We start from the raw sequence: 18,711 nt of genomic DNA, 5'->3' as shown, positions 1-18,711 counted from the left end.
GTTTGACAACGTTGTCGTAAGCGATACACACGAAGGGCGGGAACCGTGTCGGACAGATCAGTGCGACCCGTGGACAGAAGGCGGTGGAAGGGTCGCGGCGTGCGCGCCGTGGCCGCGGTGGCGACGGCGGTCCTCGGCATCGGCCTGGGCCTCGGCGCCGGGCCCGCCACCGCGAGTCCGGGCGCCTCCGGGGGGCATGACGCCGACCCGGCCTCGTACGTCAACCCCCTGATCGGCTCCTCGAACGCCGGCAACACCTACCCCGGCGCCGTGCTGCCGTTCGGCATGCTGGCGTGGAGCCCGCAGAATTCGACGGGCAACCAGTTCTCGACACCCGCCCCCGGCGGATACCGGTACGACGCGACGAAGATCCGCGGCTTCAGCCTGACCCACCTCAACGGCGTGGGCTGTTCCGGCGCCAACGGCGACATACCGATCATGCCGTACGTGGGCGACGTCGACTCCTCGCCGAGCGCCGACACCAAGGACGCGAAGTACGCCTCGACCTTCTCGCACGCCAACGAGACGGCGCAGGCGGGCTATTACCAGGTCGGCCTGGACAGCGGGGCCAGCGCGCGGCTGACCACCACCGAGCGCACCGGCACCGGCCAGTTCGGCTTCCCGGCCGACAAGCCCGCCAGCGTGCTGTTCCGTACGTCCAACTCCGAGAGCGGCAGCGCCGCGGCGGACGTCACCGTGAACGCGGCGGCCCGTACCGTGACCGGCTCGGTCAGCGCGGGCAACTTCTGCGGACCGCAGAGCGCGAACAACCGGCACGACGTCTACACCCTCTACTTCACGGCCCACTTCGACCAGCCATTCGCCAAGGTCGGCACCTGGACCGACGGCACCCTGACGCCCGGCTCCACATCGGCCAGCGGCGGCACCGGCTACAACTCCAGCGGCAACGCGACCGCGGGCAAGGGCTCGGGCGCGTATGTGACCTTCGCGTCCGGCACCAAGCAGGTGCAGGCCAAGGTCGCGATCTCGTACGTGAGCGCGCGCAACGCCGAGGCCAACCTGACGGCGGAGAACCCGCAGCGCGCCGGCTTCGACTCGATCAGGTCGAAGGCCACCGCCGCGTGGAACACCGCGCTGCGCAAGATCCAGGTGTCCGGCGGCTCCGCCGACCAGAACACCACCTTCTACACCGCGCTCTACCACTCGATGCTGGAGCCGACCCTCACCAGCGACGTCAACGGCCAGTATCTGGGCGGCGACCGCAAGACCCACTCGCTGGCCAGGGGACAGCACGAGCAGTACGGCACCTTCTCCGGCTGGGACCAGTACCGGGCGCAGGTGCAGTTGCTGACGCTGCTTCAGCCGAGAGTCGGCAGTGACTACGCGCAGTCGCTGTTCAACTATGCCCAGCAGCGCGACGGCGAATGGGACCGCTGGCTGCTGGAGAACGGCAAGACCAGCATCATGTCCGGCGACCCGTCCGACGCGGCGCTCGCGGGCATCTACGCCTTCGGCGGCCGGGACTTCGACGTCAGGGGCGCCCTCGCCTCGCTGGTGAAGGCGGCCACCGTGCCGACCGCCAACGACTCCGACAGCTCCGGCTGCAACGTCGAATGCGTCGGCCAGCGACCGGCGTTGGACAAGTACCTGACGCTCGGTTACGTGCCGTCCGACAACTGCCACTGCTGGGGAGGCGCCGCCGAGACCCTGGAGGACGCCGCCGCGGACTTCGGTCTCGCGGAGCTGGCGGGACAGGTCGGGGACCGAAAGAACCAGCGGAAGTTCCTCGACCGCAGCGGCAACTGGACCAACGTCTTCGATCCGAACGCGACCGCGCAGGGCGGCTACATGCGCGACCGCAAGTCCGACGGGTCGTGGGTGGGAGCCACCTTCAACCCCGCCACCGGCAGCGGCTTCGTTGAGGGCAGCAGCGCCCGCTACACGTGGATGGTCTACTCCGACATCGCCGGACTGGCCAAGGCCATGGGCGGCAACGCCACCGCGATCTCCCGCCTCGACGCCTTCTTCCGCAACCCGGACGGCACCTTCGACTTCTCCGCGAAGGACGACACGCGCTACGACGCCACCAACGAGCCCGACATCAACGCGCCGTACGTGTACGACTACCTGGGCGCCCCGTACAAGACCCAGGAGACCGTGCGCGCCGAGACCGACGGCCTGTGGACCAACGCGCCCGGCGGCATCCCCGGCAACGACGACGCGGGCACGATGTCGTCCTGGTACGTCTTCTCCGCGCTCGGCATGTACCCGCAGGTGCCCAGCCGCGCCGACCTGGTGCTCTCCAGCCCGGTCTTCCCGCGCGCGGTGATCCACACCGGGCTCGGGAAGACGATCACGGTCAACGCCCCGCGGGCGTCGGCCGAGAACATCTACATCCAGGGCCTGCGCGTCAACGGCAAGAAGTCCGACCAGCCGTGGGTCCCCGCCTCGTTCGTCACCCGCGGCGGCACCCTGGACTACACCCTGGGCGGCACCGCGAACACCACGTGGGGGAGCGCGGCCAAGAACGCGCCGCCGTCCTTCCGCGACGGTGAGGCCCCGTTCTTCGCCTCGACCGACCCCGGCCAGGTGAAGATCGAGCCCGGCGGCTCCGCGGACGCCGCCGTCAAGCTGTCCACGATCCAGGACAAGAAGGTCGACGTCCGCTGGACCGCGAAGCCGCCCGCGGGCATCACGCTCAAGCCCGCGTCCGGCACGGTGACCGTCCCGAAGGGCGGCGCCACCAGCGCGAAGTTCTCCGTGTCGGTGGCCGCCGACACCAAGGCCGGGGTCTACACGGTCCCGATCACGCTCGGCTCCGCGCACGGCGGCACCGCCCCGGCGGCCTCGCTGTCGGTGACGGTCGGCGTACGCGGCACCCTCACCTGGTACGTCAACAACAACGGCATCTCCGCCGACGACACGAATCCGTCCGCCAACTTCGACGGCGAGGGCTGGAGTTACTCGGCGGCGGCGCTCGCCGCGGCCGGTGCCGCGCCCGGCGGCACGGTGTCCTCCGGGGGCTTCGACTTCACCTGGCCCCAGGTGGCGCCCGGCGCGCCCGACAACATCGTGGTGGGCGGTGGCGACCAAGTGCTCGACGTCTCCAAGTCCGCAGCCGGTGCTACCAAGTTGAGCCTGCTCGGCAGCGCCAGCGAGGGCCAGACCACCGGCACGGTGACGCTGACGTACACCGACGGCACGACTCAGAAGGCCGACATCGGCTTCAGCGACTGGACGCTCGGCGGCGGCTCCCAGCAGCCCTCGTACGGCAACGTCGTGGCGGTGCACACCGCGTACCGCGACGTCCAGGGCGGCGGAAAGGACCCGGTGGGCACCGAGATCTTCTCCACCGCGCCGATCGCGCTCCAGGCGGGCAAGCAACTGGCCAGTGTGACGCTGCCGTCCAGCACGAACGGCGGTGACATGCACATCTTCTCCGTGGCGACCGCCTGACCCCGGCAGCCCACCGCGGAGAGCGCGGGGCGGGCGAGGACCGGCACGACCGGCCCCGCCCGCCCCGCACCCATGTCCGGCGCGAACGAACCGATCGCCGCCCGTTCAGACCGAGTTGGCCCACGCGCTGTGGTGGCGTCGGCCCGTCAGGCCCTAGGGTCACTGCTGTCACAGGGCTGCCCCGTGCCGCGGGCGGCCCCCCACCGTCCACACCGGGGGTTCCGTTGACCGCACGCGCACTCCGTAGCCGCGCCGCCGCCCTGCTGCTCGCCACCGCGGCCCTGACCGCCGTGGGCACCTCCACCGCGCACGCCGACTCGCCCGGCGGGTGGGTGGCCGCAGGCAACACGGTGTACAGCACGCTCACCGCGGGCGAGGGCATCGCCACCCGCGCCGACGGCTCGGTCCTCACCCGCGGCCTCGGCTCGATCCCGCTGCGGCTGCGCATCGCGGGCTGGAACCACGTCGGAGACCCGGACATCGTCAACGGCTACGTCTTCGACGCCTACCAGGGCGGCGACAGCGCCACCTCGAAGATGTTCGAGGTCACCACGCCCGACGGGCACAGCTACGACTACGTGCACCCGCTGGACCAGGGCGAGTTGCTCAACAACTCCTTCGCGACCGTCTCGCCGGACGCGCGGTGGCTGGTCGAGGGGGAGTGGGGCACGGTCAACCGGCTCCAGGTCTTCCCCGCCCCGCTGACCAACCCGGCCACCCCGGCCACCGGCGGCACCCTCGCACAGGCCGGACAGATCAGCCTCGACAAGGCCGTCACGGACGTCCAGGGCTGCGACTTCGTCTCCGCGACCCGGCTGGTCTGCGTCTCCGACAACGACGCCAAGGACGTCTTCCAGGTCGACCTGCCGCACGCGCTCGACGGCACGCCCGTCACCGGCCGGGTCGCCACCCTCTTCCAGGTGCCGCGCGTCAGCGTCTGCTCGGGCGGCTTCGAGACCGAGGGCGTCGACTACGACGCGAACGCGAAGGTGCTGCGGGTCGAGATCATCTCGCCGAGCGTGTGCGCGGTCTCCACCACCGCCTACGCCTACCGTCCGACCACCGGCTGACCCTTCCGTATCCCCCGTCACTGTCGTCGCCGCACCACGGGCTTGGTCCAGACCTATTGACGAGTGGTTCAGACCACTTTACGATCCGGTCCACTACGGCCTGTGAGTGCGCGACGACACCACGAGGAGTACGACATGATCGGTCGGAGGGTGCGTCTGCTGGGAGTCGGCCTCGCCATGGCCTTCCTGGCGCAGATTCCGGTCGCCGCGGCGACCCACGCGGCACAACCGGCGTCGGCCGCGGCCGACACCTGCGCGACCAAGGCACGGCCCTCGGGCAAGGTGCTCCAGGGGTACTGGGAGAACTGGGACGGCGCCGCCAACGGCGTGCACCCCGGCCTCGGTTGGATCCCCATCACCGACAGCCGGATCGCCGCCCACGGCTACAACGTGATCAACGCGGCCTTCCCCGTCATCCAGTCCGACGGCACCGTGCTGTGGCAGGACGGCATGGACACCGGCGTCAAGGTCGCCACCCCGGCCGAGATGTGCCAGGCCAAGGCGGCGGGCGCCACGATCCTGATGTCCATCGGTGGTGCCGCGGCCGGCATCGACCTCAGCTCGAGCGCGGTCGCCGACCGCTTCGTCGCCACCGTCGTGCCGATCCTCCAGAAGTACAACTTCGACGGCATCGACATCGACATCGAGACCGGCCTGGTCGGCAGCGGCAACATCAACACCCTCTCCGCCTCGCAGGCCAACCTGGAGCGGATCATCGACGGCGTCCTGTCCCGGATGCCCGCGGGCTTCGGCCTGACGATGGCCCCCGAGACGGCGTACGTCACCGGCGGCAGCATCACCTACGGCTCGATCTGGGGCGCCTACCTGCCGATCGTGAAGAAGTACGCCGACAACGGCAAGCTCTGGTGGCTCAACATGCAGTACTACAACGGCAGCATGTACGGCTGCTCCGGCGACTCCTACCAGGCCGGTACGGTGGCCGGCTTCACCGCGCAGACCACCTGCCTCAACAAGGGGCTCGTCGTCCAGGGCACCACCATCCGCGTCCCGTACGACAAGCAGGTCCCCGGCCTTCCCGCCCAACCCGGCGCGGGCGGCGGTTACATGACGACCGGTCTGGTCTCCCAGGCGTGGAACAGCTACAGCGGCGCACTCAAGGGCCTGATGACCTGGTCGCTCAACTGGGACGGCTCGAAGAACTGGACCTTCGGCAACAACGTCAAGGCGCTGCAAGGCCGTTGATCCCGCGGGAATCCGGGGCGCCCGTCCGCGGCGGGCGGGCGTCCCGGTCAACTCCGCGCGAAGAAGCGGAGACTCAGCCCTCGATCAGCACCGGAGCGAGCCTGCGCCACTCCGCCAGCGGCAACGGCCGCGCCGGATCGCCGGTGACCACCTGGACCGCGAGGTGGTCGGCGCCCGCGGCGAGGAATTCCGCCGCCCGCGCCGCGATGACGCTCTCGTCGCCCACGGCGAAGACCGCGTCCACCAGCCGGTCGCTGCCACCGCCCGCCAGGTCCTCCTCGGTGAAGCCCGAACGCAGCAGATTGCTCGTGTAGTTGGGCAGCGCCAGGTACAGCTTCAGATGGTCCCTGGCCTTGGCACGCCCCGACTCCAGATCCGTGTCCAGCACGACCTTGACCTCGGGCGCGAGCAGCGGCTCCGCACCGAGGACCGCGCGCGCCTTCGCGGTGTGCTCGGGGGTGACCAGATACGGGTGCGCGCCGCCCGCACGGTCACGGGACAGCTCCAGCATCTTCGGGCCGAGCGCCGCCAGCACCCGCCGCCCGGCGGGCACCGGCTCCGGCGCCGCGTCCAGCGCCGCCAGGTAGTCGACCATGGCGGAGTACGGCCGCGCGTAGCGCTTGACCAGCGGGCCGTGGCTGACGCCGAGCCCGAGCAGGAACCGGCCCGGATGCGTACGCTCCACCGCCGCCCACTGCGAGGCGACGTCCGCCGCCTCGTCGTTCCAGATGTTGAGGATGCCGGTCGCCACGGTCAGCCGGGTGGTGGCCTTCAGCAGCGGCTCCGCGACGGCGACGCCGGGACTCCCGCCGAGCCAGACGGCGCCGTACCCCAGCGCCTCGACCTCGGCGGCGGCCTCGTCGTACGCGCCGGTGTACGTCACTCCGGCGCCGTTCACCGCCGCCGTCCAGGCGCCGCTCCAGATCCCGATCCTGCCCAGCCGGTCGTGCTGTCCCATGTGAGCCCTTCCTCGATGCGCGCCGCGCGCCCGCCCGGTCGGCCGGGCGCGGTCCGTCACCCATGCAAGCGGAACGGGCGGCCCGTCTGTTCCGCACCCGGTGAGCCGAACGGGTACGAACAGCCGGGCCGCCCGTGTGAGGCGCCCTGGGACGGCGGCCCTAGGGGGTCAGCTCCACGATCCGGGTGAAGCTGTTCTGCGCCGCTGTCACCACGACGCGGACCCGCGTGGTGGTGACGGAGCCCGCGAAGGGGATCCAGCGGTACTGGTCGGTGTTGCCGGTGAGGTCGGCCTGTGTCACCCACGCCGCGCCGTCCCAGGTCTGGACGGTGAAGGCGGTCGGGACGCCGTCGCTGTGCGAGGCGAAGCCCACGCCGTTCAGCGTGGTCGGGGCGGGCGCGGTGACGGTCAGGGTGTCGGGATACCGGGAGTCGGTGTCGTCGTTCCAGAAGGTGCTCAGATCACCGTCGACGGCATTGCCCGCGGTGTACGTACGGGTCGCGCCGTCCACGACGTTCGGCGCGTGTTCGCTGGAGGCGGCGGCCGTGGTGCCCTGCGGCCAACTGCCGAGGACCAGCACCTCGAGGGCGGCCTTGGCCGTCGTACCGTCGGACGACCGTACGGTCACGGTGACCGGATACGTACCGCTCCTCGTCCCGCTCGGCGGTGTGACCTTGACGTTCGCCAAGGTCGCGGTGGACGCCGGGGTCAGCGGGACGCGGGCGGGCGTGGACGTCACGGTCCAGCCCGCGGGGACGTCGGCGCCGACCGTGGCCGCGGCGCCGGGCGCGGTCGAGTGGCCCTCGACCACCGCGCCGATCGTCGTACCGCCGTTCCCCTTGACCAGTGCGGGCGCGGGCGCGCCCGCGGAGACCGACACCTGGGTGTACGGGGTCCGCGGCGGGCGGACGGTGAAGGTGTAGTCACCGGACCCGGCGGTCACGGTGAGCGTCGTGCCGTCCGCCGTGCCCACGCTCAGGCCGGGGTCGCTCCGGCCGCGGCGGCCGTCCGCGAAGATCGTCCGGCCACTCTCGGTCACCGTCGACCGGGCGCCGCCGAGCAGCGGCACCTTGATGGTCGCGGTCGAGCCGACCGGCACCACCGCGTGGTAGGTCAGCGTGGACCCGTCGCGCTGCCAGGCGCTGACGACCGTGCCGCGCGCGGTCCGCTGCCGCGCGGAGACCCGGGTGAGGTCGCCGACCACGCTGGGCGCGAGGGTGAAGGCGCGGTACGCGGCGCCCGCCGGTCCCGTGTCCGGCTGGATGCCGCCGAGCTGCTGGTAGTACCACTGGCCGATCGAACCGGCGAGACCGATGTGGTCCTTGGACGAGGTGCCGTCCGCCGCCGAGGAGTTCGGCCACTTCTCCCAGATCGTGCCGGGGCCGTTGGCCACCATGTAGCCGAAGCTCGGGAAGTCGGTGCGCTCCGCGACGGCCAGCGCCACGTCGTTGCGGCCGGACATGCCGAGCGCCTGGTAGACGAAGGACGTGCCGACGAAGCCGGTCGTCACGTGATTGCCGTGCTTGGCGATGTCCTGGACGAGCCGGTCGACGGTCGCCTTCTGCTGAGCGGCCGGGACCAGACCGAGCACCAGGGGCATGGCGTAGGCCAGTTGGGTGCCGGTGCTCCACACACCGGTGTCGGCGTCGAGGAACCGCTTGGTGAAGCCTGCCCCGATCTGCCGCGCCAGGTCGGTGTAGCGCCTGGCGTCCGCGGTGTCGCCGACGACCGCGGCCATCTTCGCCAGCAGTGTGGCGTCCAGGTAGTAGTAGCCGGTCTGGAAGAAGACGTGCGGGGTGCTGACCGTCGCCACCCAGTCGTCGCCCCAGGAGCCGGGCGCGGCGGTGACGACGTGGTCGCTGTCGCTGATCGTGCCGAGGTAGTCGACCCAGCTCTTCACCTGCGCGTAATTGGCGCGCACCAGGCCCGCGTCGCCGTACTGCGTGTAGGAGTCCCAGATGATCTGCGGGTAGGCCGAGCCCCACGCGGGGTCGGTGAACCAGTCGGTGGCGCCCTGGGTGGGCGCGACCGAGGGCAGGCTGCCGTCGGGGTGGGCGCTGGTGACGACGGTCTGCGCCCACTGGTCGTAGAACGCCCGCATGTCGAAGTTGCTCATCGCCTCGACGTCGGTGTCGCCCGCGTCGCCGAGCCAGCCGTGCTTCTCACGCGTCGGGCAGTCCAGCGGAATCGACTGGAGGTTGTTCAACTGGGTCTGCACGAGGGCGGTCTGAATGCTGTTCAGCACCTTGTTCGACGTGTCGAACTGTCCGATCGTGGCGACGTCGGAGTGCACTTCTTGCGCGGTGACGGTGACGGCGGTGCCCGCGGGCACGCCGGTGAGCTGGGCGTACCGGAAGCCGGAGTAGTTGAAGTGCGGGGCGTAGGTCTCGGCGCCCTTGCCCGCGAAGGTGTAATGCTCGGTCTGCCGGACCGGATCGCCGTCGCCGAAGCTGATGTTGGACGTGGTGACCTGGCCGTCCGAGGCGAGGATCTCGCCCTTCTTGATGTCAACGGTGGTGCCGGACGGGGCGCTTGCCCTGATCGTCACCCAGCCGACGATGTTCTGCCCGAAGTCGTACACCTGCGACCCGGCCACCGGGTGCGTGACGGCCACCGGCTTGAGGGTTTCGACGATACGTGTCGGAGGCGTCGTGTCGGCCTGGAGCCGGGTCAGCGCGCTGAAGACGGTGGCCGGGCGGGCGCCGTACACGCCGAGTTCGGCGAGCCGGAGATTGCACCCGGAGCCGTTGCAGTACAGCTTGGTGGCCGTGACGCGCACATAACGGGCCGTCACCTCGGCCGGTATCGAAACCGACGCCGTACCGGGGTTGGGCTGGTCGGCGCCGGTACGGTCCACGAGGGTCGTCGCGGTGGCGAAGGTCGGGTCGTCACCGGCCTCGACGCGGTAGCGGACCGGGAATCCGGCGCCGGGCAGGTCGCCCGCCGGGTCGTTGGTCGGCCGGGCGGGGAAGAGTCTGACGCCCGAGAGCGGCTGCGCGGAACCGAGGTCGACCTGCACCCACTTGGCGTCGTCCGCGGTCGTCGCGACGGCCGAGTGGTAGCCCTGGGAGGCGTCCGTCGAGCCGTCGACGCCGTCGGTGAGGGCGGCGGGCGACCAGCCGCAGCAGGAGGTCGTGTCCCGCGAGGTCACCGGCCTGCCCTGCGCGAGGCTCTGCGGGTGCGTCGCGGCGGCGACCGCCACGACGGGCTTCCACGCGCTGTCGTCGAAGCCCGCGGTGTCCCAGCCGGTCACGGCCCGACGGGCGTCGTACGTCTCGCCGAGGTAGAAGTCGTCGCCGGTCACCGGCCCCGCGGTGGTGCGCCAGGCCGGTCCGGAGCCGAAGGCCGCCGAGGTGCCGTCGGTGTAGGTGACGTTGAGCTGCGCGACGAAGGTCGGCTGCCCGGAGAACTGTCCCTTGCCCGCCATGAAGGCCAACGCGTTGTGTCCGCGCACCAGTTGCCGGGTGACGTCGAAGTCGCGGTAGAGCACGCGCTTGGTGTAGTCGGTCACCGTCGAGTTGAGCACCTGGTCGGGTTCGGCCACGGCGCCGTTGACGTGCGGTTCCACGATGCCCTGCGCGCCGAAGTACAGCCGGGCGCGGGCGACGGACTTGGGGAGGTCGACGCCGCCGCGCACCAGCGCGCCGTCGGCGACCCGCAGCCAGGACGCGGACCAGTCGGACGCGGAGAACAGCGCGGTGTCGAAGTGCGCGGGGGCCGACCAGGGGGAGCGGTCGCCCGCCCGGTCCCAGGTGCGCACCGACCAGGTGTAGGTGGTGTTGCTCGCCAGCGCGGGACCACCATAAGAACGATTCACCGAATCGGCCGAACGAACGCGGCCCGAATCCCACACCTGATGCGCGTGGCCGCCCTTCCCGACGGCCGCCGCCTCGACCACGACCTGATACGCCGTCTGCGCCTCTGCCCGCCGCGAGTCGTTCACCACCCACGACAACGTGGGGCGCTGACCGCCGACGACCGCGTCCGAGGACTCCCCGTCCACCTGCAAGGACGTCGGCGCGAGTGCGCCGAGGTGCCCGGACGACGCCTGGGCGGGCGTCACCGAGCCGACGGCGGGAAGCAGGGCCGCGACGGCCGCGGTCACCGCGAGGAGCGCCGAGCGGCGCCGGGGGGCGACGCGAGCGGCGGTCGTCCGGACCGGCCGCTTCACGGTGTTCTCCTGGTATGCGATCGAAACGTTTCAAGATGCATGGATAGATTCATACGGCGTGTGGCGGTGCCACGACAAGGTGTGCGACAGCGATTTCTGGGCTGGCCGAACCGGCGGTGACGCGACCCTTGACCCCCGGCGGTGCGGCCCTGCAAGAATCCGTGTGCGATTGGTTGATTCTGTTCAATGCCGGTTGTTCGCCCGTGAGTTGCCGACGCTCGGTCGAGGGCGCCGGAATGCGCGTACCTCAATGAGGAGGGATCCACCATGCCGGTCGATCGCAGGTCGTTCCTGATCGCGGGGGTGGCGGGGGCCGTCGCCGTACCCTCGCTCCCCGGTCTCACCGCAGTCGCGAGCGCCCGTTCCGGATCAACAGGAACCACCATTCCGCGGACGGTCGACCTCGCCGACGGGTGGCGTTTCGCCCTCGTCAACCCGGGCGGCATCACCGACCCGACCGGCGCCTACGCCGACGCCGCACAGCCCGGCTACGACGACTACCGCTGGCGCACCGTCCGCGTCCCGCACGACTGGAGCATCGAGCAGACCCCGACCACCGCCAACGGCACCTCGGGCGGCACCGGCTATCTGCCCGGCGGACTCGGCTGGTACCGCAAGGCGTTCACCCTGCCGCCCTCGGTCGCGGGACGCCGTGTCTCGGTCGAGTTCGACGGCGTCTACATGGACAGCAACGTCTACTGCAACGGCACACTCGTCGGCAACCACCCCTACGGCTACACGGGGTTCGCCCTCGACCTCACCGACCTGCTGCACACCGACGGCCGCACCCCCAACGTCATCGCCGTCGAGGTCCGCAACCAACTCCCCAGCAGCCGCTGGTACTCCGGCAGCGGCATCTACCGCAACGCCCGCCTGGTCGTCACCGACCCCGTGCATGTCGCGCGCTGGGGCACCCATGTGACGACGCCGGGACTCGCCGACACCCTCGCCGCCTCGCACGGCAAGGGCTACGCCACCGTCCGCGCGCAGGTCTCGGTCGTCAACGAGTCGGGCGCGGCGGCCTCCGCCACCGTCGTCAACACCGTCCTCGACCGGCGTGGCCGCCAGGTGGCGAAGGCCAGTTCACCGCTGACGCTGCCCGGCGCGGGCGGAGCGCGGGACGTCACCGCCGAACTGCGCGTGGACCGCCCCGACCTCTGGTCGTTCGACACCCCGGAACACCGGTACTCCCTGCTGACCGAAGTCCGCGTCAACGGACGGACGGTGGACACGTACACCACCGGCTTCGGCATCCGCCACGTCACGATCGACCCCGACCGCGGGCTGTTCGTCAACGGGCGGTACGCCAAGCTCAAGGGCGTCGACCTGCACCACGACCAGGGCGCGCTCGGCGCCGCCGTCCACATCGACGCGGTGCGCCGCCAGATGACGATCATGCGGTCGATGGGCGTCAACGCCTTCAGGACCTCGCACAATCCGCCGTCGCCGGAGATCGTCCAGGTCTGCGAGGAACTGGGCATCGTCATGATGGTCGAGGCGTTCGACTGCTGGCGCAGCGGCAAGAACACCTACGACTACGGCCGGTTCTTCGACGCCCACAGCGCCGCCGACATCACCGAGATGGTCGACGCGGCCCGCAACTCGCCCGCCGTCATCCTGTGGTCGATCGGCAACGAGATCCCCGACTCCACCAGCACCGCGGGCCTCGGCATGGCCGACGGGCTGATCACCGCGGTCCGCGCGCGCGACACCAGCCGTCCGGTCGTCATTGGCTCCGACAAATACCGCGGCCTGCCCGCGGTCGGCTCCGCCGCCGACCTCATGCTCGCCAAACTCGACGGCCTCGGCCTCAACTACAACACCGCGGCCTCCGTGGACGCCCTGCACGCCCGCTACCCGCACCTGTTCCTCTTCGAGTCCGAGTCGTCGTCCGAGACCTCGACCCGCGGCGCCTACCAGGAGCCGGAACACCTCAACACCGGCGAGAACCACACCCCGGGCAAGCGCGCCACCTCCAGTTACGACAACAACCTCGCGTCCTGGACGATGAGCGGCGAGTACGGCCTGAAGAAGGACCGCGACCGCGCCTTCTTCGCCGGTGAATTCCTCTGGTCGGGCACCGATTACATCGGCGAACCCACGCCCTACGGCGTCTTCCCGGTGAAGGCGTCCTTCTTCGGCGCCGTCGACACCGCGGGCTTCCCGAAGGACATGTACCACCTCTTCCGCAGCCAGTGGACGAGCGAGCCGATGGTCCACCTGGTGCCCATGGACTGGACCGGCCACGCGCCGGGCGAGACCGTCGAGGTCTGGGCGTACGCCAACGTGGACACCGTCGAGCTGTATCTCAACGGCCGCTCGCTCGGGGTGCGGCGCTTCGACACCAAGAAGACCGTCGACGGGCGGACGTATCTGGAGACCACCGAGGCGACCGGCGACGACAAGACGGTCACCGGCGGTCCGTACCCCGGCAGCTACACCAGCCCCAACGGCAGCGCGGGCAAGCTCCACCTGACCTGGAAAGTCCCTTTCGCACCCGGTGAGTTGAAGGCCGTCGCCCGGAAGAACGGCAGGACGGTCGCAACCGACGTGCTGCGCACCGCGGGCGAGCCGCGCGGCCTGCGCCTGACGCCGGACCGCGACTCCCTGACCGCCGACGGCGATCGCCTGGCCTTCGTCACCGCCGAGGTGATCGACGCGCACGGCACCGTCGTCCCCGGCGCCGGCCATCTGATCACCTTCAAGACCACCGGCGGCTCCCTGGCCGGACTCGACAACGGACAGCAGGAGAGCGCCGAGCGCTACCAGGCCACCACCAGAACCGCCTTCCACGGCAAGGCACTCGCCATCGTCCGCTCGGGCACCGAGGCGGGCCGCCTCACCCTGACCGCGACCGCGCCGGGCCTGCACCCCGCGACCACCTCGGTACGGACCGGCCGCGCGTCGGGACCCGTCGCCACCACGCCCCCGGTCCGCTTCTCACCCGACCCGGGCCCAGGGCCCGTCAGCTACCCGCTGGCGGACGCCAGTTACTCCGGCGCGGGCAACGCGCTGCCCGCGGCGATGCTCGACGGCAACCCCGCGACCGGCTGGTCCAACGCCTTCAACAAGAGCGCCACCGCCCTGCTGCCCGCCTTCCGCGGCGCCCGCCCCGCCGACTGGGTCTCGGTCGCCTGGGCCGCGCCGCAGCGGATCGACACCCTCTCGGTCACCTTCACCGTCGACGCCACCCACTCGCTGCCCGGCGCCGTCACGCTCTCCTACTGGGACGGCGACCGCTACGTGCCCGTCAAGAACCCGGCGATCACCTGGGCGACGGCGAGCGGCGCGCCGACCGTCATCACCTTCCCCGCCGTCCGCACCCCGCGGCTGCGCCTCGACCTGACCAGCGCCGCCCCCGGCACACCCGACGGCGCCCAGCGCATCACCGACTTCACCGTCAGCGGGAGCTGACCGCGCCGCCGTCACCGTTCGGTCGTGGTCCGTACCCAGGCGCCCCCGCCTCCGGGCGCGGTCGGGGCGCCGGGCCCGGCGCAGACCGGGAACAACGGGCAGACCGGGAAGGCCGATCCCGCCGCGGTCGCCCGGATTCTGGCCGCCCAGCCGGGCACCCGCTCCTACCTCGACACCGCGCTCGGCCTCGCCGTGTTCGAAGCGCTCGGCATGGCGCCGCGGCAGACCGTCGCGATGGTGCTCACCTCGGCGGGCTCGGTCGGCGCGGTCGCGGGACTCGCGGGTGTGCCGCTCGGTATCGCCCTGCACGGCCATGTGCCGCCGATCATGGGCGAAGCGGCCGGTACGGGTATCCCGCACGCCGACCTCGCGGTCTACCACGCCCCGCAGATCGCCCTGCTCGCGGTGGCGGGCCTGGCCATCGCCGCGGGCGGGGCGCTGCTCCCGGCGAGCTGGGCGGCCAGGAAGCGGACGGCGGTGGCGCTGCGGACCGAATGACGGGGTGACGGAGTGACCGAACGACGGGGTGACCGAAGATCCGGGCGACCGGGTGACCGAACGACGGGGTGACCGGGTCACGGGTCGGGACGGGGGTGCCGGTCGTTACGAGGCGTCCTCGTCCTCTTCCTCGTGCGGGGCCTCCGGCGGCGCGAGGAACGGGTCGTTGACCGGCGCCGGGTTGGGCACGGTGGCCGGGCGCGGGGCGGTCTGCTCCGGATTGGAGAAGAGCGAAGGCGAAGAGTCCATGAAGATCCCCCAGTGAGTGGTGATGACGGCGGTCGCCGCTGCCTCGGTCCGCCCGCGGCGGTCGTCGCCGTCATTGGTGACGGCTCCGCCCTGGTGCGTGGGAAAACGGCAGGTCGTCCTGGGACGACGGTACGCGCCGCCTATGACGGTACGCCCTGCGGGCCGCAGGACCGAACGTGGCGTTGGCCCTGGCGGGTCGGCGGGGTCCGGAGCGGGGTCGAAGCGGGCCCGGCGCCGGCCCCGGTGCGGCCCGGCTCGGGCCTGTCGCGGCGCTGCGGCGGTCCCGTCGCGGCCCGGTCGCGGCCCGGTCCCGCGCGGTCAGTCGTGCGGGCGGCCGGGGGAGGGCGGGCCGGGGGCGGCGGCTTCGGGCGCGCCGCGCACCAGGGCGCGGCTCGTGGCCACCGCGAGGTCCGCGGTGCCGTCGACCCCCTCCCGCGGGCTCACGCGGCTGAAGAGGCCGCCGGGGTGCAGTGTCGCGTAGCCGTGGGCGGCCGTCACGTGCTGCTCCAGGAGCGTCAGCGCGGCGGCGGGACCCTGACCGAGGGCGTCCTGGGCCAGTTCGAAGAGCAGGTCCACCAGTAGGCGGCCAGCGTCGGCGAGGTCGCGGTCCTGGAGCGCCACCAGGGGCCTGGCGAAGATCACGTCGAAACCGGCGCCGCGCGCGCCGACGTAGCGGACGTACGCCCCCGCGGTCGCAGCGAAGCGCTCGGCCGGGTCCTGGCCCGCGCCGTCGGCCGCCTGCCGGAACCGCTCGGCCAGTTCCTCGGCGGCGCGGGTCGCGACCGCGGCCAGGAGGTGGTCGCGGTCGGCGAAGTGCCGGTAGGGCGCTGCCGTGCTCACCCCGAGCCTGCGGGCGACCCGCGCGACCGAGAAGGCCGCGGGCCCCGCCTCCGCCAGCAGATCGAAGCTCGCCTCGATCAGCGCGGGGCGCAGCTCGCCGTGGTGGTAGCGGCCCCGCTGGGGGCCGCCCTGCGCGTTCCCCGACACGGGCCGCCTCCTCGCGCGTTGGACGTGATAGCCCTCTTACCATACCGTAGTGATAGACCTCTTACATTCCTCGTGCGCGGAACTCCCCCCGCACACTCGAACCCCTCAATCCCGCAGGGACGGAAAAGTCATGACCGAAATCAAGGACAAGGTCGTCGCGATCACAGGAGCCAGCAGCGGAATCGGCGAGGCGACCGCGCTGCTGCTCGCCGAACGCGGCGCGAAAGTGGTGCTCGGCGCCCGTGGGACGGACCGGCTCGCCGCGGTCGCCGCACGGATCGCGAAAGCGGGCGGCGAGGTCGCCCACCTGCGCACCGACGTGCGCAGCCGCGCCGACGTCGCCGGGCTCGTGGGTCTGGCGGCCGAGCGCTACGGGCGGCTCGACGTGCTGGTCAGCAACGCGGGGGTGATGCCGATCTCCCCGCTCGACGAACTGCGCGTCGAGGACTGGGAGGAGATGGTCGACGTCAATCTCAAAGGCGTGCTGTACGGCATCGCCGCCGCGCTTCCGGTATTCCGCGCGCAGGGCTTCGGCCATTTCGTGAACACCGCGTCCACGGCGGCCCACCGAATTGTGCCCAGCCAGTCGGTCTATTCCGGTACGAAAATGGCCGTGCGCGCCGTCTCCGAGGGCCTGCGGCAGGAAGCGGGGGGCAAGCTGCGGGTGACGATCGTCTCGCCGGGTATGACGATGACCGAATTCGCGGGCGGCATGCGGCGCCCCGAAGCGCGCGCCAAGCTGACCGAGATGGTGGAAGATATCGCGATGCCGCCGGACGCCGTCGCCCGCGCCATCGCCTTCGCGATCGAGCAGCCCGCCGACATCGACGTCGGCGAGATCGTCGTCCGCCCGACCGCGCAGAGCTGACGGCGCGGGACCGGGACGGCCGGTCCCGCGCCGCCGGTACGCCAACGCCGCACCTCGGACGGTCAGCGGTCAGGGGTCCGGGGGCAGCGGTCAGGAGGCAGGAGGCGGCGGGTCTCAGGCGGTCGTGGTCGTCATCTGGCCGGTGCCGCTGTCCTGGAGCCACTGCGACCAGGACAGGTTGAAGTCGGCGTAGCCGTTGTTACCCGGGGCCTTGCCGCGCGGGGAGCCGGTGATGGTGACGGGGTCGCCCTGCTTGACGTAGTTGTAGAACCACTTGGCGTCGGTGAGCGACAGGTGGACGCAGCCGTGCGAACCGAAGCTGTGCCCCGGCTGCGGGTCCCCGGTCGAGTAGTGGATGTACGTGCCCGAATTCGTCAGGTGCACGTCCCACGGCAGGGTCAGGTCGTAGTAGTCCGGATTGCTCTTGTCGCAGGTTATGTGGACGCTGCAGGACGTCATGTGGACCTTCTCCGCCTTGTCGATGACGGCCATCGTCCCGTCCCAGGACGGCCACGTGGGGCTGCCCGCGTCGATCGGCAGGGTCTTCACGACCTGTCCGTTGTGCGTGACCTTCATCGTGTGACCCGGCACCGACACGGTCGCCTCGTTGTCGTCACCGACGGTGAACGCGTGGTGGTAGCCGTGCACCCCGTACCGCCCGTTGCCGTTGGGCACATCGGTCAGATTCGCGTCGACCGTGACCTTCGTGCCCGGCTTCCAGTACGACTCGGGCCGGAAGTCGACCCGGGTGGTGCTGAACCAGTGCCAGGCGCCGGTGGTCGGCACGGACGTGGTGATCTTGAGGTGCTTCTCTATGTTCGCGCGGGCCGAGGCCGCCACCGGGTTGGTGAAGAGCACCGAGACCGGCATCGCGACGCCGACCGTGGTCCCGGTCTGCGGGGTGATCGTGTCGAGCAGCATCGGCGGCCCCTTCGGGGTCGGCTTCGTCGGCGAGGGCGTGGCGCTCGGCTTCGCCGACGCCGACGCCTTCCCGTCGGCAGCGGACGAGGCGGCGTCGTGCCCGCTCCCGCCGCACGCGCTCGTGCCCGCGAGCACCGCTCCGGCCACCAGCGCGATACCCAAGCTGCCCCTGAACCGACCCATGCCCGTGCTCCACTCGTATCACTGCGTCACTTACGTCCGGTACGTACGGTCGTGTCCCGGCGCGTCCGCTACGCCTGATCACCACGGTACGTCTACTACAGACCCCTACCCGATCACGGCGGTTGCAGGGCTCACGTAAAGCGACGGCCAAGCCTGCCGGATCGCCGCGTGGCGTCTGTCACACAGGGTGATGCGGTGTCACCGGGCGTGTGCCCGGCGCCCGGACGCGCGGAATCGCCGCCCGGACACGCGGAATCCGTACTCGGACCCGCGGACGCGGTGTCCGATCAGCCGGGACTCAGTGCTTGATCAGGCAGAAGGGGTGCCCCGCGGGGTCCGCGTAGACGCGCCAGCTCCGGGTCCCGGCGCCGTCGTCGAGCAGGATCGCACCCCTGGCCAGCACCTTCTCCTCGGCCTCGGCCAGATCGGGCACGCCGAAGTCGAGATGGAACTGCTGCGGGGAGGCGGGCTCCGGCCAGCGCGGCCTGCGGTATTCGGTGACCCGCTGGAAGGCCAGCACCAGCCCGGCCGCGGTGTGCAGTGTCGCCCAGCCGTCGCTCAACGACCAGCGCGGATCGGGCCGGTCGACCGTACCGCCGAGCAACGACTTGTAGAACCTGGCGAGTTCCGCCGGATCGGAACAGTCGAGCACCACGCACTGCAATTCGGCAATCATGAACAGAGCGTAGGGGGCACGGCGGCTCCGGCGCGCGACGGCGGGGCCGAAACCGGCGGTACGGCCCCCGCACGACGGAATCTTGCGAACGGAACC

Annotated in this window: 12 protein-coding genes; 6 read left to right on the top strand and 6 right to left on the bottom strand. The window is 71.3% G+C overall.

The window, feature by feature from the left end; translation table 11 throughout:
- Positions 1-99 precede the first annotated feature (99 nt).
- From ACIOC1_RS26375 to ACIOC1_RS26365, 3 genes are all read left to right on the top strand, one after another.
- Positions 100-3,417 (top strand): GH92 family glycosyl hydrolase, encoded by a 3,318-nt coding sequence (locus ACIOC1_RS26375; RefSeq protein ID WP_355341599.1) that lies wholly within the window; start codon positions 100-102, stop codon positions 3,415-3,417.
- A gap of 224 nt (positions 3,418-3,641) precedes the next feature.
- Entirely contained in the window at positions 3,642-4,487 is an 846-nt protein-coding gene (locus tag ACIOC1_RS26370) for a hypothetical protein (protein ID WP_401308410.1), read from the top strand.
- Positions 4,488-4,622: 135 nt separating this feature from the next.
- Entirely contained in the window at positions 4,623-5,690 is a 1,068-nt protein-coding gene (locus ACIOC1_RS26365) for a chitinase (RefSeq protein ID WP_401856548.1), read from the top strand.
- Between the two features lie 73 nt (positions 5,691-5,763).
- On the opposite strand, the gene ACIOC1_RS26360 is transcribed toward ACIOC1_RS26365, so the two are convergent.
- Both ACIOC1_RS26360 and ACIOC1_RS26355 read right to left on the bottom strand, forming a co-directional pair.
- Entirely contained in the window at positions 5,764-6,648 is an 885-nt protein-coding gene (locus tag ACIOC1_RS26360; protein WP_355341608.1) for an LLM class F420-dependent oxidoreductase, read from the bottom strand.
- 160 nt (positions 6,649-6,808) lie between these two features.
- Positions 6,809-10,819, bottom strand: coding sequence for a family 78 glycoside hydrolase catalytic domain (locus tag ACIOC1_RS26355; protein WP_401856547.1), 4,011 nt, complete (start codon positions 10,817-10,819; stop codon positions 6,809-6,811).
- Between the two features lie 267 nt (positions 10,820-11,086).
- On the opposite strand from ACIOC1_RS26355, the gene ACIOC1_RS26350 reads away from it, so the two are divergent.
- Positions 11,087-14,233, top strand: coding sequence for a glycoside hydrolase family 2 TIM barrel-domain containing protein (locus tag ACIOC1_RS26350; protein WP_401856546.1), 3,147 nt, complete (start codon positions 11,087-11,089; stop codon positions 14,231-14,233).
- A gap of 24 nt (positions 14,234-14,257) precedes the next feature.
- Positions 14,258-14,731: a hypothetical protein gene (locus tag ACIOC1_RS26345; RefSeq protein WP_401856545.1), complete on the top strand. Its 474-nt coding sequence runs from the start codon at positions 14,258-14,260 to the stop codon at positions 14,729-14,731.
- A 105-nt stretch (positions 14,732-14,836) separates the two neighbouring features.
- Here the strand turns inward: ACIOC1_RS26345 and ACIOC1_RS26340 are convergent, their stop codons facing one another.
- The gene (locus tag ACIOC1_RS26340; RefSeq protein WP_391045879.1) at positions 14,837-14,980 is read right to left on the bottom strand and encodes a hypothetical protein; all 144 of its coding nucleotides are present in this window, start codon (positions 14,978-14,980) and stop codon (positions 14,837-14,839) included.
- A 318-nt stretch (positions 14,981-15,298) separates the two neighbouring features.
- On the bottom strand, positions 15,299-15,967 hold the full coding sequence (locus ACIOC1_RS26335; protein ID WP_391163140.1) for a TetR family transcriptional regulator: 669 nt from the start codon (positions 15,965-15,967) through the stop codon (positions 15,299-15,301).
- Positions 15,968-16,097: 130 nt separating this feature from the next.
- On the opposite strand from ACIOC1_RS26335, the gene ACIOC1_RS26330 reads away from it, so the two are divergent.
- On the top strand, positions 16,098-16,835 hold the full coding sequence (locus ACIOC1_RS26330; protein WP_401856544.1) for an SDR family oxidoreductase: 738 nt from the start codon (positions 16,098-16,100) through the stop codon (positions 16,833-16,835).
- Positions 16,836-16,949: 114 nt separating this feature from the next.
- On the opposite strand, the gene ACIOC1_RS26325 is transcribed toward ACIOC1_RS26330, so the two are convergent.
- Both ACIOC1_RS26325 and ACIOC1_RS26320 read right to left on the bottom strand, forming a co-directional pair.
- Positions 16,950-17,939 (bottom strand): Ig-like domain-containing protein, encoded by a 990-nt coding sequence (locus tag ACIOC1_RS26325; RefSeq protein ID WP_401856543.1) that lies wholly within the window; start codon positions 17,937-17,939, stop codon positions 16,950-16,952.
- A 298-nt stretch (positions 17,940-18,237) separates the two neighbouring features.
- Positions 18,238-18,615: a VOC family protein gene (locus ACIOC1_RS26320; protein WP_188284292.1), complete on the bottom strand. Its 378-nt coding sequence runs from the start codon at positions 18,613-18,615 to the stop codon at positions 18,238-18,240.
- Positions 18,616-18,711: the final 96 nt, after the last annotated feature.

Source organism: Streptomyces sp. NPDC088197, assembly GCF_044741185.1.
Classification (GTDB): Bacteria; Actinomycetota; Actinomycetes; order Streptomycetales; family Streptomycetaceae; genus Actinacidiphila.
The sequence above is the reverse complement of the archived record's forward strand: the minus strand, read 5'-3'. Positions and strand labels throughout refer to the sequence as shown.

Coding starts and splice junctions, on each gene's coding strand:
- ACIOC1_RS26325 (WP_401856543.1), bottom strand. CDS start 17,939: ATGGGTCGGTTCAGGGGCAGCTTGGGTATCGCGCTGGTGGCCGGAGCG.
- ACIOC1_RS26365 (WP_401856548.1), top strand. CDS start 4,623: ATGATCGGTCGGAGGGTGCGTCTGCTGGGAGTCGGCCTCGCCATGGCC.
- ACIOC1_RS26350 (WP_401856546.1), top strand. CDS start 11,087: ATGCCGGTCGATCGCAGGTCGTTCCTGATCGCGGGGGTGGCGGGGGCC.
- ACIOC1_RS26360 (WP_355341608.1), bottom strand. CDS start 6,648: ATGGGACAGCACGACCGGCTGGGCAGGATCGGGATCTGGAGCGGCGCC.
- ACIOC1_RS26320 (WP_188284292.1), bottom strand. CDS start 18,615: ATGATTGCCGAATTGCAGTGCGTGGTGCTCGACTGTTCCGATCCGGCG.
- ACIOC1_RS26330 (WP_401856544.1), top strand. CDS start 16,098: ATGACCGAAATCAAGGACAAGGTCGTCGCGATCACAGGAGCCAGCAGC.
- ACIOC1_RS26340 (WP_391045879.1), bottom strand. CDS start 14,980: ATGGACTCTTCGCCTTCGCTCTTCTCCAATCCGGAGCAGACCGCCCCG.